11 protein-coding genes, 4 tRNA genes and 1 pseudogene are annotated in these 16,073 nt (G+C 69.7%); 10 read left to right on the top strand and 6 right to left on the bottom strand.

What is annotated here, in order from left to right; genetic code table 11:
- Window positions 1-21 precede the first annotated feature (21 nt).
- Window positions 22-1,896, bottom strand: a complete 1,875-nt coding sequence (locus WBN91_RS18165; RefSeq protein ID WP_337722049.1) for a PA domain-containing protein — start codon at window positions 1,894-1,896, stop codon at window positions 22-24.
- Window positions 1,897-2,097: 201 nt separating this feature from the next.
- Between WBN91_RS18165 and ligD the strand changes: the two genes are divergently transcribed.
- The 5 genes and pseudogenes from ligD to WBN91_RS18140 all read left to right on the top strand — a co-directional run bounded on the left by ligD (window position 2,098) and on the right by WBN91_RS18140 (window position 7,908).
- Window positions 2,098-3,024: a non-homologous end-joining DNA ligase gene (ligD, locus tag WBN91_RS18160; protein WP_337722050.1), complete on the top strand. Its 927-nt coding sequence runs from the start codon at window positions 2,098-2,100 to the stop codon at window positions 3,022-3,024.
- Between the two features lie 55 nt (window positions 3,025-3,079).
- Window positions 3,080-6,301, top strand: coding sequence for a DEAD/DEAH box helicase (locus WBN91_RS18155; RefSeq protein ID WP_337722051.1), 3,222 nt, complete (start codon window positions 3,080-3,082; stop codon window positions 6,299-6,301).
- A gap of 201 nt (window positions 6,302-6,502) precedes the next feature.
- Window positions 6,503-6,898: a MerR family transcriptional regulator gene (locus WBN91_RS18150; RefSeq protein WP_337722052.1), complete on the top strand. Its 396-nt coding sequence runs from the start codon at window positions 6,503-6,505 to the stop codon at window positions 6,896-6,898.
- 72 nt (window positions 6,899-6,970) lie between these two features.
- A pseudogene (locus WBN91_RS18145) lies at window positions 6,971-7,741 on the top strand (zinc-binding dehydrogenase); the annotation flags it as partial.
- Window positions 7,738-7,908 (top strand): hypothetical protein, encoded by a 171-nt coding sequence (locus WBN91_RS18140; RefSeq protein ID WP_337722053.1) that lies wholly within the window; start codon window positions 7,738-7,740, stop codon window positions 7,906-7,908. The pseudogene WBN91_RS18145 and the gene WBN91_RS18140, both read left to right, overlap by 4 nt.
- Before the next feature lie 113 nt (window positions 7,909-8,021).
- Here WBN91_RS18140 and WBN91_RS18135 read toward each other — a convergent pair.
- The 4 genes from WBN91_RS18135 to WBN91_RS18120 all read right to left on the bottom strand — a co-directional run bounded on the left by WBN91_RS18135 (window position 8,022) and on the right by WBN91_RS18120 (window position 10,019).
- Window positions 8,022-8,093, bottom strand: a tRNA-Val gene (locus WBN91_RS18135).
- 59 nt (window positions 8,094-8,152) lie between these two features.
- Window positions 8,153-8,584, bottom strand: coding sequence for a TIGR02611 family protein (locus WBN91_RS18130; protein WP_337722054.1), 432 nt, complete (start codon window positions 8,582-8,584; stop codon window positions 8,153-8,155).
- The gene (locus WBN91_RS18125; protein WP_337722055.1) at window positions 8,581-9,300 is read right to left on the bottom strand and encodes an anti-sigma factor; all 720 of its coding nucleotides are present in this window, start codon (window positions 9,298-9,300) and stop codon (window positions 8,581-8,583) included. Before WBN91_RS18125 ends, WBN91_RS18130 begins: the two co-directional genes overlap by 4 nt.
- Window positions 9,301-9,356: 56 nt before the next feature.
- On the bottom strand, window positions 9,357-10,019 hold the full coding sequence (locus tag WBN91_RS18120; RefSeq protein ID WP_337722056.1) for an RNA polymerase sigma factor: 663 nt from the start codon (window positions 10,017-10,019) through the stop codon (window positions 9,357-9,359).
- Window positions 10,020-10,239: 220 nt separating this feature from the next.
- Between WBN91_RS18120 and WBN91_RS18115 the strand changes: the two genes are divergently transcribed.
- From WBN91_RS18115 to WBN91_RS18100, 4 genes are all read left to right on the top strand, one after another.
- Entirely contained in the window at window positions 10,240-10,665 is a 426-nt protein-coding gene (locus WBN91_RS18115; RefSeq protein WP_073893954.1) for an SsgA family sporulation/cell division regulator, read from the top strand.
- A gap of 146 nt (window positions 10,666-10,811) precedes the next feature.
- Window positions 10,812-10,884: transfer RNA gene (locus tag WBN91_RS18110), tRNA-Gly, on the top strand.
- 58 nt (window positions 10,885-10,942) lie between these two features.
- Window positions 10,943-11,014, top strand: a tRNA-Cys gene (locus WBN91_RS18105).
- Window position 11,015: 1 nt separating this feature from the next.
- Window positions 11,016-11,087 (top strand) — tRNA-Val (locus WBN91_RS18100).
- Window positions 11,088-11,212: 125 nt separating this feature from the next.
- Here the strand turns inward: WBN91_RS18100 and WBN91_RS18095 are convergent.
- Complete coding sequence (locus tag WBN91_RS18095; protein WP_337722057.1) at window positions 11,213-11,341, bottom strand: hypothetical protein; 129 nt, start codon at window positions 11,339-11,341, stop codon at window positions 11,213-11,215.
- A 113-nt stretch (window positions 11,342-11,454) separates the two neighbouring features.
- On the opposite strand from WBN91_RS18095, the gene WBN91_RS18090 reads away from it, so the two are divergent.
- Entirely contained in the window at window positions 11,455-16,071 is a 4,617-nt protein-coding gene (locus WBN91_RS18090; protein WP_337722058.1) for an RHS repeat-associated core domain-containing protein, read from the top strand.
- Window positions 16,072-16,073: the final 2 nt, after the last annotated feature.

Genomic DNA, 16,073 nt, shown 5'->3' with positions numbered 1-16,073 from the left:
CCCGAGGCCCGCCCCCTGTCGTCAGCCGTTGTACTGGAAGACGTAGAGCCCGTGGTCCCGGTCGCTGCCCAGGACGTACTTGGCGCCCAGCTCGTCGCGCCAGACCTCGACGCCCCAGAAGTTGTTGCCGCCCTCGTCGATGAACGCGCCGACCTCCTCGATGCCGTTCTTCCCGTACTGCACGACCCGGAAGCCCGCCGCGTAGTAGGAGAGGTAGGCGATCGAACTGTTGTCCGGGTCCATCGCGACCTCGTGCACCGACAGGTCGCCGAAGCCACGCGCGTACGCCTGGTCCTGGGACTCCGGGACGGCGTAGGTGTCGATCTGGGTCAACGCGCCCGCGCCGGACCTGGGGATGTCGGCGGCGAACAGCCGCACGTAACCCCAGCCGTCGAAGACCGCCCGGATCGTGGTCGACACGCCGCCGGTCGCGGGGGACGCGGTGGTGCAGGCGTTCTCGTCGGTCACGCCCGGGACGCCGAGCAGCCGCAGGCCGGTGGCCCGGTTGACGAACACGTACGGGATGGTGCCGCTCGCGAGCATGGTGACGAAGGCCAGGCAGTCCTCGCGGACGGAGTTGAACACGATGCCGGCCGAGTAGCCGGCGGCGGTGATGTTGTCCAGCTTGGCCTGGAACGGGCACACACCGCGTTCGACCAGTGCCGTGCCGGAGCCGGTGGGCAGCGGGTCGCAGGCCAGGCCGACGTAGCTGACCTGGCCGCTGATGGTGGTGTTCTCGTCCACCGGCGGGGTGCCGGAGGCCGATACGGCGGTGTACTCCTGACCCGCGTACGGGCCGGAGTCGATCGTGGCGACCACGCGGTAGGGGTTGAAGTCCTCGTCCGTGCCGATCAGGAACTTGTTGTTCGGCGACAGCTCGGACTGGTGGGAGTTGCCCTCGGGCGAGATCTCGTGGCCGCGGGCGGCGCGCTCTTCGTCCAGGGTGGCGTAGTCGGTCTCGGCGATCAGCGTGACGTTCTTGGGGTCGGTGACGTCGAGCAGGACGTAGCCGCCGTCCCAGTAGTTCATGTTCATGATGTACCGGGAGCCGATCTTGTTGACCATCATGTCGTGGCTGAACACCGAGGTCAGGTTGGCCGGCTCGGACTGGTCGACGCCGAACAGCTCGACCAGGTCGAGCGTGTCGTTGATCAGCACCGGGTGGAACGGGTCGGTGATGTCCATGATGTCGATGTCGGTCAGCTCCTCGTCGTCGACCAGGACGACGTAGGTCCGCTTGTCCAGGGCGCTGGTCCACATCCGCATGCTGTGGGTCTGGTTCGGGGTGGCGTCCAGGCCGCCGGCGGGGTTGGTGAAGTCGCCGGTGTGCAGGGCGACCGGCTGCGGGTTCGTCGGGTCGGTGACGTCCCACAGCGAGATGCCGCCCGCGTTGGCCGGGGCGGCGCCGGGGCAGGTCTCGTTCTGGTGGGCGAGCAGGTCACCCTGGAAGTGGGCGTTGTCGACGTGCAGGACCTGGATGCCCTCGCCGGCGTAGTTGCCGTCCGCGGTCGGGATGAACGCGTCGGTCACCTCGAACGGGTGAGCCGGGTCGTGCAGGTCGACCACGTGGACACCGGTGTTCAGGCAGTCGGGCTCGCGGAAGGCGTTGAGGTAGGCGTAGTCGCCGAACGCGGTGACGTCCGCGACGCGGCCGGTGGTGCCGCCGGGGTGGGAGACTGCGGCCTTGCCGACCAGGGAAACGTTCCGGTTCACCGGGGGCAGGTGGCCGTCGTCGCCGCTGTGCTGCTTGTAGACACCGTCCGCGACCCCTTCGCCGGGGAAGTCCTCCCGGCCGCCCCCGTGGTCGGGGTGCGCGCCGGCCAGCCCGGTGACCGTGGCGCCCAGCACGACGGTCGCCGCACCCAGTACGCCCATTCTTCGCTTCAGTCCACGCATGTCACGCCTCCGAGCAGGGATTTCCCCCTCGCAGGTGCACGGTACGACCTGAACGGGTGACGCACCGGGTGAACTGTGTCGTTAACCGAGCTACCCGCCCTGCGGCGAGCTGCCGGCCGGCCGACACTCGAGGGTGGAGGGGCCGTCTACAGAGGACGGTTCGCAGTGGCAGACCAACACTTCCCGGCCTTGATCCGCCCCATGCTGGCCGTCCTGGGCGACCTGCCGGCGGTCCCGGGTTGGGCGTTCGAGTTCAAGTGGGACGGCGTGCGCGCGGTGACCTACGTCCGAGACAACCGCCTCCGAGTCCTCACCCGCAACGACCTGGACGCCTCCCGCACCTACCCAGAACTACACGCTCTCACAACTCTCTTGTCCCGCTCAGCCGTCCTAGACGGCGAAATCGTCGCCCTGGACCCCGAGGGCCGCCCCAACTTCAGCCGCCTACAGTCAAGAATCCACACCCGCCGCCCCACAGACGACCTACTGCACAGAACCCCAGTCGCGTACTACATCTTCGACCTCCTACACCTAGACAGCCGCTCACTCCTGGCGGAGCCCTACACCCGCCGCCGAGAGACCTTGGAGGCCCTAAACCTCCCCCCTCACCCCTCCATCCGCATCCCCCCATGCTTCACCGACCTCCCAGGTGAAACGGTCCAGTCCATCGCCGCCAACCACGGCCTGGAGGGCGTAGTAGCCAAACGCCTGGACTCCCGCTACGACCCAGGCCGCCGCTCCCCATCATGGATCAAGATCCCCCTGATCCAGACCCAGGAAGTGGTAATCGGAGGCTGGCGCCCAGGCGAGGGCCGCCGCTCAGGCACCATAGGCGCCCTACTACTAGGCGTCCCCACCCCCACCGGCCTGCACTACGCAGGCAAGGTAGGCACCGGCTTCACAGCTCCCATGCTCACCCACCTCCAATCCCTACTACACCCCCTACACCGCCCCACCCCACCCTTCACCACAGAAATCCCCCCAGACCACGCGAGAAACGCCCACTGGGTAACCCCCACCCTGGTAGCCGAAGTCCAATTCCGAACCTGGACCCCAGACGGCCGCCTCCGCCACCCCAGCTGGCGAGGCCTCCGCCCCGACAAGTCCCCCTCGGACATCACCACCTGACCTCAGCGTCCCCTCGCTGTCGGCGCGACCGCAGTCCGGTAGTAGGTTCCCCGCGGTGAGCAGTATCCGGATCGACCTCGCGGAGATCGAGAACGCGGTCGGCAGGACCACCTTCGGTCGGGGAACCGCCTACGCCGACCAAGGCGCGGTGCTGCGCGTGGTGTGGGACTCGGCTGAGACGGCGCTGCACGGGAGGGTGCGCGGGCGCGGGGACGTCTACGAGTCCTCGGCGTACTTCGACCTGGCCGGTGACGACGTCGTCACGTTCGCACATGGCGAGTGCACCTGTCCTGTGGGTCTCAACTGCAAGCACGTTGTCGCGGTGGTGCTCACGGCCACGCGCAGGCGCGCACCCGCCCGCACAGCGCCGGAACCGACCTGGGACCAGTCGTTCGACGAGCTGCTGGGCACCGGACAGGACGTCGGCGCGGGAACTCCGCTGGCCGTCCAGCTGTCGTTGGGACAGGGCAGGTCCCGCGCCCGGCCGGGCGTCGCCGTGCTCGCGCGGGTCGTGCGGCAGGGGAAGACCGGCTGGGTCACGAGCGGGATGAGCTGGAACCGGCTCACCGGATACCAGGTCGGCGGGTACTCCGCGGAGCACCTGGCGTTGCTGCGCGAGGTGTACGGGCTGTACCTGGCGAGCACGGACTCCTCTCACCACAGCTACGGGGAGACCACGATGATCGATCTCGCGTCGATCGACTCGGCCACGCTGTGGTCGTTGCTCGACGACGCGCGGCGGATCGGCCTGCGGTTCGTGCACGAGCGCAAGGCGTGGGGTGACCTGGACATCTCCGGCGTCGCGCGGATCGCACTGGACGTCACCGGGGACGGGACGGCCCGAGTGGTGAGCCCGGTGCTCGACGTCGACGGGGCCCCGGTCGAGCCGGTCGGCTTCGTCGGGGCGAGCGGACACGGCTTGGTCCACGTCGACCCGGCCGACCGGGTCGCCGACGGCGACTACCGCATCTGGCGATTCCGACTGGCCAGGTGCGCCACACCGGTCCCGCTCGGGCTTCGCAGGCTGGTGCTGGACCAGCGCCGGCTCACGGTCCCCGAGTCCGGGCACGCCCGGTTCCGCGACGAGTTCTACCCGCGCCTGAGCCGCCTGGCACCCGTGATCTCCTCCGACGGCGCCTTCACACCCCCGGTTATCTCCGGCCCCACCCTGGTCGTGCGGGCCGAGTTCGGCGCGGGGCACGCCGTGGACGTCGGCTGGGAGTGGGCGTACGAGGTCGGTGAGTCCCGGCTGCGCGTGCCGCTGGACGCGCCCACGGCCGAAGGCGGCTACCGCGACCCCGACGCGGAGCGCGCCGCACTGGCGTCGCTCGAGCGGTTCGACCCACGCCCGGACCAGGTCACGCTGACGGGCCTGGACACGATGCGGTTCACCACCCAGGCGCTGCCCCTGCTCACCGGGCACCCCGGGGTGCTGGTGGAGACCCGCGGCGCCCCGGTCGACTACCGCGAGGCGACCGACGCGGTGTCGATCGGCGTGTCCACCGACGAACGGGCCGGCGACCCGGACTGGTTCGACCTCGGTGTCACGATCGGCGTCGAGGGCACACCGGTGCCCTTCGCCGACGTGTTCGCGGCGCTCAGCCACGGTCAGTCGCACGTGCTGCTGGACAACGGCGCGTACTTCGCCCTGGACAAGCCCGAACTGCGGGCGCTGGCCGGGCTGATCGAGGAGGCCCGCGCACTCCAGGAGACACTGAGCGACCGACTGCGGATCAGCCGGTTCCAGGCCGGTCTGTGGGAGGAGCTGGCCGGGCTCGGCGTGGTGGAGCACCAAGCGCGGGCGTGGCAACGTCAGGTCGAAGGGCTGTTGTCCGCGGGGTCGCCCCGCGGAGCCGAGGTGCCGGAGACCTTCGCCGCCCGACTGCGCCCCTACCAGGTCGAAGGGTTCGCCTGGCTCGCCTTCCTCTGGGAAGCACGGCTCGGCGGCATCCTCGCCGACGACATGGGGCTGGGCAAGACAGTGCAGTCTCTGGCGCTGATCTGCCACGCCAGGCGGCAGGCTCCCGACGACCCGCCGTTCCTCATCGTCGCGCCCACCAGCGTCGTGTCGAACTGGGTCGCCGAGGCGGCGCGGTTCGCACCCGGGCTCGACGTCGTCGTGGTGCCGGAGACGTCACGGCGGCGCGGTCGGCCGCTGGGCGAAGTCACCGCGACCGCGGACGCGGTGATCACCTCCTACGCGGTGTTCCGGATCGACATCGACGAGTTCGCCGCGGCGCCGTGGTCGGGCTTGGTGCTGGACGAAGCCCAGTTCGCCAAGAACCACCAGTCGAAACTCCACCAGTGCGCCCGCCTGCTGCCCGCCCCGGTCAAGCTGGCGATCACCGGCACACCGATGGAGAACAACCTGATGGAGCTGTGGTCGCTGCTGGCCATCACCGCTCCGGGCCTGTTCCCCAGCCCGACCAGGTTCCGCGAGTACTACGCCGTGCCGATCGAGAAGCACGGCGACACCGAGCGCCTGGGCCGGCTGCGGCGGCGGATCAAGCCACTGGTCAAGCGGCGCACCAAGGAACAGGTGGCCGCCGACCTGCCCGCGAAGCAGGAGCAGGTGCTGGACGTCGAACTGCACCCCCGCCACCGCAAGGTCTACCAAACCTGGTTGCAACGCGAGCGGCAGAAGGTGCTCGGCCTGATCGACGACATGGACCGCAACCGGTTCACCATCCTGCGATCACTAACCCTGCTGCGACAGCTCAGCCTGCACGCGGGCCTCGTCGACGACCAGCACCACGACCTGCCCAGCGCCAAGGTCGAGAGCCTGGTCGAACAACTCCACGACGTCGTCGACGGCGGCCACCGGGCGTTGGTGTTCAGCCAGTTCACCGGTTTCCTGGACAAGGTGCGCACCGCCGTGACCGCAGCCGGCATCGAGCACTGCTACCTGGACGGCAAGACCCGCGACCGAGCCGACGTGCTCCAACGGTTCAAGGACGGCGCCGCGCCGGTCTTCCTGATCAGCCTCAAAGCAGGAGGCGTCGGCCTGAACCTGACCGAGGCCGACTACTGCTTCCTGCTCGACCCGTGGTGGAACCCGGCCACCGAAGCGCAGGCGGTCGACCGAACCCACCGGATCGGCCAGACCAGGAACGTGATGGTCTACCGCCTGGTCGCCAAGGACACCATCGAGGAGAAGGTGATGGCGCTCAAGGCCAGGAAGGCCGAACTGTTCACCAGCGTCATGGACGACGGCAACACCTTCGCCACCACCCTGGACGCCGACGACATCCGCGCCCTGTTCACCGGCGACCGATGACCCGCCCCGCCGTCTCCCGATTGGCGAGGCCAGGGCACGGTCCGGACCGCGCACCCTCGCCACGCGCCATCTCACGACGCCGGAGCAAGGGAGCAAGCCGCGTCGGGAGAGCTTGCGCCCAGGTGGCCAGAGGGAAGATCTTCGGCTGCCCCGACATTCCGCCCGGCGGCGTGCGGAACGCGCGGGCGTAGGCTTTCAGGGATGCGGATCGGCGAGCTGTCCAAGCGCACGGGCGTGAGTCCGCGCTCACTGCGGTACTACGAAGAGCAGGGCCTGCTGATCAGCTCACGTTCCGACGCGGGGCAGCGTCACTATTCCGATGCCACGGTCCAGCGCGTGTCGCTTATCCGACAGCTTTTCGACGCGGGTATGTCCAGCCGGGTGATCGCGACCGTGCTGCCATGTGTGGACGTCCCCGGTGACCTGGGCGTCGCCGAGGAGACGTTCACGGCGATGACGCACGAGCGTGCCCGGATCGACGCCGACATCACGCACCGGATCGAGACCCGGGATGCGCTCGACGTGCTGATCAGGGCCAACAGTCGGCACCGGGCGGAGCTGTCCACGGCCCCGGAACCGGTGACACGGTCGACCTGATGCTGTGACCTGCACCTCAGCCGCTTGCCCCTCACATCGATGTCAGAGGTGAGGATGGCGACAGCGCCCGGAGTCACCGGCCTTGACGGCGGACGTCCGTTTCCCCGCGTGCTGGGCATGGAGGCAGCGGGAACCGTGCTCGCCCTGGGCGAGGACGCCGAAGGGCTCGAGGTGGGTGACGTGGTTTTCGGCTTCGCGCTCACCGGTGGCGGCACCTACGCCGAGACGACGGTGCTGTCCGCGCCGAACACCGCGCGCATCCCGGCGGGTCTGTCCGCGACCGTGGCGGCAACACTGCCAGTGGCCGGGACGACCGCGGTGGACGCGCTTGACCAGCTCGTCCTCCCGGCCGGTGCCACGGTCCTGGTCAACGGGGTCGGGGGCGGGGTCGGCCTCGCCGTCGCCCGGCTGGCCATCGAGCGCGAGCTGCGTGTGATCGGCACCGGGAGTACCGCCAAGCGCGAGCACGCCGAAGCCATCGGGGCGCGGTTCATCGACTACACCGCCGAGGACGTCGTCGCCGCGGCACGCGAGCTGGTCCCGGACGGCTTCGACGGGATCGTCGACCTGGTCGGAGGCACCTCGCTGCGGACGGTCGCTCCGCTGGCCCGTGATCCCCACAACGTCATCGCCGTGGGGGATGTGTCAGTGCCCGAACTCGGCGGGCGACTCGTCGAACGTCGCCTCGACCGCGAGAACCTGGAACGCTCCGCCCGTCTGGCCCTCGACGGTGTCCTCACGCCCGTGATCACCGTGGTCCATCCACTCTCCGACGCCCCGGCAGCGCTCGCGACCGTCGAGAACGGCCACACCTCGGGCAAGGTCGTCATCAAGGTGGCATGAGAAGGGCCCGGCCGACCACGCTCGTGAGCAGCCGGCTGGGCCACGCGACCGTGGCGTTCACCCTCGACTCCTACTCGGCGGACATACCCGACCTCGACCAAGAGGCCGCAGAGGACATCGGCGTTGTTCCCGCCGAAGATCGAGGAGGACGACTCCTGACCGTCTGAAGCACCACTTCGCCACCGTTTCGGGCACCGCCCGCCGGTATCCGCTGATTCGCGCGGCCCGTGAATGGCAAGATCCCCTCTGACCGTGCTGGTCAGAGGGGATCTTTGCGGTGTGGGCGATACAGGGATCGAACCTGTGACCTCTTCGGTGTGAACGAAGCGCTCTCCCGCTGAGCTAATCGCCCGTATTCGGTTTTCCTGCCCCGCTCTCGCGGTGTGTCCATACCTTACAACATCAACCCGGCTAGCTAAAAATCGGGCTGGCCAACCACGGCCAGTCGAGCCCCAACCAGCCTCCGACCAGCGCGAACGCCCCGAGCGCCCAGCACGTGGCCGCGACGACCAGGCCGGTGGCGGCGAGGACCAGGGCCTTGACGGCCAGGTTCTGGCGCTTGAGCCACTCGACCCAGGCGTCGTAGTAGCGCTTGGCGAAGCGCAGCACTCGGCCGGCCCACTCGAACTCCGTTGCCAGGATCGCCAGGCCGGCGAAGACGACCAGCCAGCCCGGACCCGGGTACGGGATCATGAGGAAGCCTGCCACCAGCACCAAGCCGCCCACCACGCCCACGCCGATGCGGTAGGTCAGGTTCAGGGCCGGGTTGCGGCGGAACCAGTGGCGGTGGGTGGGCTTGGTTTCGTCTTGTTGCTCGGTGGTCACCTGCACATCATCGCTCACGACGCCTCCACTTGGCCGGAAGCCAGCTTGTTCGTCGGCTTCTGGGGGGCCGTGCGGCCCGGCTCCAGGGAGATCGCGAACAGCTGGTGCTTGTGCGCCTCCTGCGACCAGCTCAGCCGCTCCAAGCCTCCGGACTTGACGTCGAAGGTGGCCAGTGCGACGGGCTCCGGGGTGCTTGCGCCCCACACCACGTAGACCTGGTCCGAAGCGTTGTTGGGTGGCAGGGCGGTTTCGATCACCATTGCGTCGTCGGTGCCCGACAGCAGGACGCCCAGCTTGTCGCCGGACTCCGAGCGCAGCACGGCGCGGTTCGTGCCTGGGTCTGCGGCCATCCGAAGTGCCTGGTCGAGCAGGGCCACCTGTTGCTGTTGCTGGGCTACCTGATCACCCAGCTGGCTGATGCGCACTCCGCCGAGGACTACGGCGGCCACCAGCACGACGGCTGCCGCGGCGGCCAGCAGGCGCGGGGCGGTGGAGCGCTTGCGGTCCAGTGGGATCGGGTGGGTTACCGCCTGCGGCGGCGCGTGTTCCTGTGGGGTGTGTTCCACGGCGGTCATCAGGTTGGCCTTGAGCCGCGCGGGTGGGTCGTACTGCCGCACGGAACCGCCCAGTGCGGCGGTCACCTCCTCGGTGGCCCGGACCGTCTCCCGGCACCGCGCGCAGCCGGGCAGGTGGGCGCGCAGCAGCGCCTCCTCGTCCGGTTCGAGCGAGTGCATCGCCCAACCGACCGCGAGCTCCTCGTGAGGGCACCAGTCGTCCCTCCGCTGCCCGGTCACCGATGTGCTCCCGTCGTCTCGCCGCCGGTCTCCCCGGCCCATGCCGTCCGCAGTGACGTGCGCAACCTCCGGATCGCCGCGAACGTCCGCGACTTGACCGTCCCGAGCGGGATGCCGGTCAGCGCCGCGACTTCTATCTGCGTGTAGCCGCCCAGGTAGGCCAGCGCGATCACCTGCCGCTGGTCCTCGGGCAGCCGTTGCAGCGCCGCCCGCACCTCGGCGCCGACCACGCCGGTCAACGCCGCGTGGTCCGCGCCCTCGGTCGGCGGCACTGTGTGCTCGGACACCTCGTCGGTCAGCGGCACGTTCCGCCGCCGGCGTGTGTCCTCGCGGCGCACGGCGTCGACCGCCCGGTGGTGCACTACGGTCATCAGCCACGTCCCGAAGCTGCCTCGCGACGCGTCGTAGCCAGCGGGGTTGCGCCACAGCACCAGGAACGCCTCTTGGACGACGTCCTCCGCGAGGTCCGGGTCCACGCACACCCGCCGCGCCAGCGAGTACGCCGGACGCGCGTAGCGGTCGTAGAGCTCGCCGAAAGCGCCGCGGTCGCCTTCGGTCACCCGCTGCACCAGCGCGCTGTCGGAGGGTCGCCCGTCAGGGCCGTTCCTCGGCGCCGGGGCGGGTGAGTCAGCCACCAGAGATGTCCTCACGTCCAACATTCGCGCAACAGCCGGTACCGGGTTCAGGTTAAACCCAGCAAGATGTGGTGCGGCGCAGATGGCACGGACACGCAACGCAGCGACTTGGTCGCCCACCGGAGTTCCATTGGCCCGGATGGGTGATAAACCACCCGATGTCGAGCGTTCCTCGCCACATACACGTCACATCTAGAGAATCCGGTCGTTTCCTTGACGGGGAAGGGAGAAGTGGGTAACGACGATGCGCAACGACCACGTGACGCTCCGCTCAACAGCGGTCTTCGACCTGTTGGCGCCGAGGACACCGGCCGTGCCGGTGCAGGTGGAGCTTCGATATGACACGAAAGATCCGTACGCGGTGGTGGCCGCCTTCCGCACCGGCCGCGCCGGTTGGGTCGAATGGGTGTTCGCCCGCGACCTCCTGGCGGACGGCCTGATCGCGGACGCGGGTGACGGTGACGTCCGGATCCGCCCGGCGGCCGACGACCCCGAAGTCGTCGTGATCGAACTGAGCTCCCCGTCCGGTCACGCCATGTTCGAGGCGTCCGCGCAGGAGCTCGCCGACTTCCTGGACCGCACCTACGACGTGGTGGTGCCGGGCAACGAGCACCTGTGGGTCGACGTGGACGAGGCCCTGACCCACCTGATCTCGAACGACTTGACCTGAAAGTGCAGGTCGCGGGCCTGCGGGGGCGTCAACCACCCCCCGATTTGATCCCGCGCGGGGGGATGTAATAAAGTTCCTCCTGCACCGAGAGAGACCGGAACGGCAAGACCCCAAAAGGGTAAAAGGTCCGGGAAATCACGGGGCATGCGGATGTAGCGCAGTTGGTAGCGCATCACCTTGCCAAGGTGAGGGTCGCGAGTTCGAGTCTCGTCATCCGCTCGGCAGAGGGCCCCTTGGGCTCAGGCCAGTCTTCCTGGTGCTAGCCTTCAGGAATCTTGGCGGAGTGGCCGAGTGGCTTAGGCAAGGGCCTGCAAAGCCCTGTACACGGGTTCGATTCCCGTCTCCGCCTCGGACGATTAGCTCAGCGGGAGAGCACTACCTTGACACGGTAGGGGTCACTGGTTCAATCCCAGTATCGTCCACAACCGAAGTACGCAAGTCAGAAGCCCGGTCCTCGATCACGAGGGCCGGGCTTCTTCCGTGGAGCGGGTGTGACGCAGCCCACCGTCCCTCCGCGAGTCGAGGGCCCGAGCGACCATGACGCTCGTCACATCACCCCGCGGTCCGAGCCGTGGCTGATCATGAACCCGTCCAGCGCCTGAGGCTCCAGCAGCACAGCGCGTACGCCCTGGAGGGGCAGGGTGTCGTAGTCCTGTCGGGCTGGAATGTTGTTCACGGCCCTCGCGTCCGTGTGAAGCGGGAGTAACGTCGGGAGCAAGGCGGGGCACTCGGGGGTCGAGGTGGTCCGCGAAGGGGGATGGCGCGATTCTCGCGTCGCAGGGGGGAAATATGCGCGCCTTAAAGGCGTCTGTTGTTGTGCTGTCCACACTTTCCGTAGCACTGGCCGGCGTGCCGTCGATCGCGCATGCCGCCGCGCCTGTCACCAGGCCGGTTGCCGAGTTGTTCGGTGCGCACGCGTCGTTCGGGCTGGCGGGGGACGGGGTCAACACCGCTACCGGCAACTTCACCCGCACGTCCGAGGACCTGCGGTTCGGGGGCTTGCGGTGGGCTCGGACCTACAACTCGTTGGGTGGCTGGACCACCAGCTACAGCGCCCACCTCGTGCCGGGTGACGGCTCGGTCGCGTTCCATGACGACGACGGGCGCGTGTTGACGTTCGTCGCGGACGGGCAAGGGTTTCGGCGGCCTGCTGACCTGGAAGCCGATCTGTCGCGGGTGGACGGTGGGTTCGCCCTGCGTTACAACGACGGCGACGTGTGGTCGTTCGACGGGGCCGGTCGTCTGACGCGCCTTGCCGCGGACGGTGAGCAGGTGTCGTTGAGCCACGGCGAGCGCCTTGACACCGTCACGCACGACGCGGGTGAGCGGTTGTCGCTGTCCTACAACGCTTCCGGTCAGGTGGAGCGGGTCACATCCGGTGACGGGCGGGCCGTGTCCTACGGCTACACGGACGGTCGCCTCACCTCCGTCACCGCACCCGACGGCGCGTCCGCGCGTTACGAGTACGAGGGCGGGCGGCTCACGGCGGTGTTCGACGCCGAGGGCAGGAAGACGGTCGGGCTGACCTACGACGATCGCAACCGCGTGCGCCACCAGGACTTCACGGCCGGTGGCGGGGTGGACCTGGCCTACGACGACAACGGTGTCACGACCGTCACGGCGACCTCGACCGGCGCGCGGGCGCTCTACGAGCACGACCCGGCGGGCCGGCTGGTCAAGGCGACCGACCCGGCCGGCAACGTCGTCACCAGGACGTTCGACGACCGTGGGCGCACGACCGGCGCGACCAGTCGTGGCGGCGCGAAGGTGGCGCTGGAGTACGACGGGCGCGGCAACGTCACCAAGCGCACGGTCGGCGAGAGGTCCACGACCTACACCTACGACGACCGCGACCGGCTCACCAGCGCCACCGACGCCGGGCAGGGCGTGACCAGGTACGGGTACGCGGGCGAGAGCCGGGTCCCGTCCGAGGTCACCGACCCGAACGGCGCGGTCACCCGCAACACCGTCACCAACGGCCTGGTCACCGAGACCGTCGACGCGGCGGGGGTGAAGACGACCTTCGGCTACGAGGGCCGGCGGCTGACCTCCAGCACCGACGGCGTGGGCCAGACCACCCGGTTCGGCTACGACGCGGCGGGCCGCCGCACCACCACGACCTCGCCGACCGGGCGGGTGTCCGCGGTGGAGTACGACGCGGCCGGCCGGGTCACCGCGCGGACCAGCCCTTCGGGTGCGGTGGAGCGCGACCGGTACACCTCGTCCGGGTTGCTGGTCGAGACGACCGACCCGACCGGCGCGGTCACCGCGCACGACCACGACGGCGCGGGGCGGCGGGTGGCGAGCACCGACCCGCTGGGCCGCCGCACGACCTACGCCCACGACAGCGACGGCAACGTCACCACCAGCACGAACCCGGCGGGTGGCGTGAGCCGGTACACCTACGACCCGTTCGGCCGCGTCAGCACGGTCACCGCACCCGCCGGCGAGGTCGTGCGCTACACCTACGACGCCGATGGTCGGCAGGCCGAGCGCGTCGAGCCCGCCGGGACCGAGGTCACGGCCTACGACCAGCTCGGCAACGTCGTCTCCACCACCGACGCGGCGGGCCGCACCACCCGCTACACCTACGACAGCCAGGACCGCGAGATCACCCGCACCGACCCGATCGGCGCGGTGTGGCGTACGGCGTACGACGCGGCGGGCCGGGTGTCGTCGCGGACGGACCCGCTGGGCGCGGTCACGCGCTACGAGTACGACGCGGCGGGCCGGCTCACCGCGTTGATCGACCCGCTGGGGTCCAGGACGCAGTACAAGTACGACGCCGCTGGTCGCCTGGTCGAGACCGTCGACCCCGAAGGCGGCGTGGAGCGCAACGAGTACGACGCCGATGGCAGGAGGGTCGCGCAGACGTCGCCGGCCGGCCTGGTCACCCGGTACACCTTCGACGCGGACGGGCGGATCACCACGTCGACCGACCCGCGCGGTGGGGTGTCGAAGTTCGAGTACAACGCGCGCGGCGAGGTGGTCGCCACGACCACCCCGACCGGTGCGGTGCGGCGCATGGAGTACGACGCGGCGGGTCAGCTGGTCGCGGCGGTGGACCCGTTGGGGGCGCGCACGTCCTACGGGTACGACGCGGCGGGCAACCTGACCTCGCTCACCGACGCCAAGGGCGCCGTGACCGCGTTCACCTACGACGCGGGCGGCCGGCAGACGTCCTCGACCGACCCGTTGGGCCGCACCACGCGGCGCGAGTACGACGCGGCGGGCAACCTGGTGAACGTCGTCGACCCCGAAGGCCGGGCACTGCGCCAGGAGTTCGACGCGGTGGGTGAACTGGTCAAGCGCAGCGCGTCCGACGGCAGCACCACGACCTACACCTACGACGCCAACGCGCGGCGGGCCTCCATGACCGACGCCACCGGCACCTACCGCTACGAGTACGACTTGGTGGGTCGCCTGACCGGCGTCGTCGAGCCGGACGGCGCGAAGTTCGGCGCCACCTACGACGCGGCCGGGCGCCGCACGGAGCTGGCGTACCCGGACGGGCTCAAGGTCGCCTACCGCTGGAACCGCAACGGCCGGCTCGTCGGGCTGACGGACCCGAAGGCCGGCGAGGTGTCCTACAAGCTCGACCAGGACGGCCGGTTGGTGCACGAGGACCTGCCCGGCAAGTGGGCCCGGTCCTACGCCTACGAGGGTGGGCTGCTCGCGCGGTACGAGGAGGACGGGGCGACCAAGCAGCGGACCGCGTTCACGCGCGACGCCGACGGCCGGATCGTCACCGAGACCGACGGCAGGCCGCACGCCGAGGGCGGCGGGCGCACGACCGAGTACCGGTACGACGCCGCCGGCCGGCTGGTGGCCGTCAACGGCAAGCACGACGCCGCGAGCTTCGACTACGACGTCGTGGGCAACCGGACGCGCATCGCCCGCGGCCACGAGGAGACGCGGCTGACCTACGACGCGGCCGACCAACTGCTCGCCGCGGACACCGGGCGGCGGCACACGGACTACCGCTACGACTCCGTGGGCCGGCTGGTCGAGCGCAAGTCCGACCGGAAGTCCCCGCACGACGAGTCCACCGGGCGGGGCGAGACGCTCGCCGTGTCCTACAACGGTTTCGGCCTGCCGGTGGCCACCACCCGGACCCGGGGCCACGACGTGGGCCGCACGCAGGCGTCCTTCAACGGCGACGGCCTGCTGGTCGCGCTCACCACGGGCGACGAGCGGTCCGGCGGGTCGGACACCACGCGCTACCGGTGGAGCGTCGGCGACGTCGTCCCGCAGATCGTCGTGCAGCAGCGCGGGAAGGAGCAGGTGGACTTCGTCTACGGCCACGGCCGCGTGTTCGCCGACGAAGGCCGCAAGTCGGCCACGTTCTCCCGGGACGCCCACAGCTCGGCGCTGCGCACCGGGCAGACGCACGAGTGGGTGCAGGCCGACGAGTACGACGAGTTCGGCGCGCCCGAACGCCCCGACGCCGAGGCCGACACCCACCGCGACCGGCCGAAGTTCGGCTACCGCGGCGAGTTGGCGCGCGACGACGCCGTGTACCTGAGGGCCCGGGTGTACGACGCCGGGGTCGGCCGGTTCACCACCCGCGACCCGGTGGCGACCAAGGCGGGGCAGGTCAACCCGACCAGCGCCTACGCCTACGCCGACAACGACCCGGTGAACTTCACCGACCCGCTGGGCGAGTGGTCGCTGGCCGACGCGATCCTGCGGGCGGTGGCGGCGGTGTTCGCGGCGGCGGCGGTCAGCCCGTGCCCGCCGGCGGGCAACTCCATCGAGCGGCACGACAAGTGCTTCCAGAACCACGTGTACCGCACGCGCGGCTACATCCCGGAGGACTGCCTCGACGCCGACCACTCGTGCCTGGACGCGCTGTGGCACGGGAGGCAGCCGGAGCGGGCGTCGCAGGCGTTCACCATCCACGAGCTGAACGTGCGGCGGCAGAGCGTGTGGGACGACTTCTGGGACAACCGCGGCTGGTCGACCACGATCAGCGAGCGCGTGGACTGGGAGGTCGGCCCGCCGGCCAACTACATGAACACCTTCCGGATCGACATCGTCACCGAGGAGAAGTGGATCTACGAGGTCAAGCGCTGGAGCGGCGGCGCGGAGGCGGAGGTCAACGCCCAGCTCGGCTACTACCAGTACGAGGCCGACTGGTACGACAACGTCCGCTTCGACCGCGGGGTGGAGCTGAAGGACTGGGCCGACACGTTCCAGGTCAGCGAGGGGTTCTGGGACTTCCTGAGCGGCGGCAAGACCGTCTACGTGTGGGGTTACGGCAACCCGTCCGGGCACGTGTACTTCGAGGAGAAGGACAGGACGCCGGAGCGGGTGCGCAACAAGGTCCGGATGAACCGGTTGGGCGAGTCGTTCCCCATCCCCATCCCGATCCCCGTTCCGGTGCCGGTCCCGGTGCCGGTCTGACA

The sequence above is a fragment of the Saccharothrix sp. CCNWYY140 genome (genome assembly GCF_037401995.1).
GTDB lineage: Bacteria > Actinomycetota > Actinomycetes > Mycobacteriales > Pseudonocardiaceae > Actinosynnema.
Note: the sequence above shows the minus strand (reverse complement) of the source record. Positions and strands in the feature narration are given on the sequence as shown.

Excerpts from the sequence above, each read along its gene's own strand:
- WBN91_RS18165 (WP_337722049.1), bottom strand. The coding sequence starts at position 1,896 with ATGCGTGGACTGAAGCGAAGAATGGGCGTACTGGGTGCGGCGACCGTC.
- ligD (WP_337722050.1), top strand. The coding sequence starts at position 2,098 with ATGCTGGCCGTCCTGGGCGACCTGCCGGCGGTCCCGGGTTGGGCGTTC.
- WBN91_RS18150 (WP_337722052.1), top strand. The coding sequence starts at position 6,503 with ATGCGGATCGGCGAGCTGTCCAAGCGCACGGGCGTGAGTCCGCGCTCA.
- WBN91_RS18140 (WP_337722053.1), top strand. The coding sequence starts at position 7,738 with ATGAGAAGGGCCCGGCCGACCACGCTCGTGAGCAGCCGGCTGGGCCAC.
- WBN91_RS18125 (WP_337722055.1), bottom strand. The coding sequence starts at position 9,300 with ATGCACTCGCTCGAACCGGACGAGGAGGCGCTGCTGCGCGCCCACCTG.
- WBN91_RS18120 (WP_337722056.1), bottom strand. The coding sequence starts at position 10,019 with ATGTTGGACGTGAGGACATCTCTGGTGGCTGACTCACCCGCCCCGGCG.
- WBN91_RS18115 (WP_073893954.1), top strand. The coding sequence starts at position 10,240 with ATGCGCAACGACCACGTGACGCTCCGCTCAACAGCGGTCTTCGACCTG.
- WBN91_RS18090 (WP_337722058.1), top strand. The coding sequence starts at position 11,455 with ATGCGCGCCTTAAAGGCGTCTGTTGTTGTGCTGTCCACACTTTCCGTA.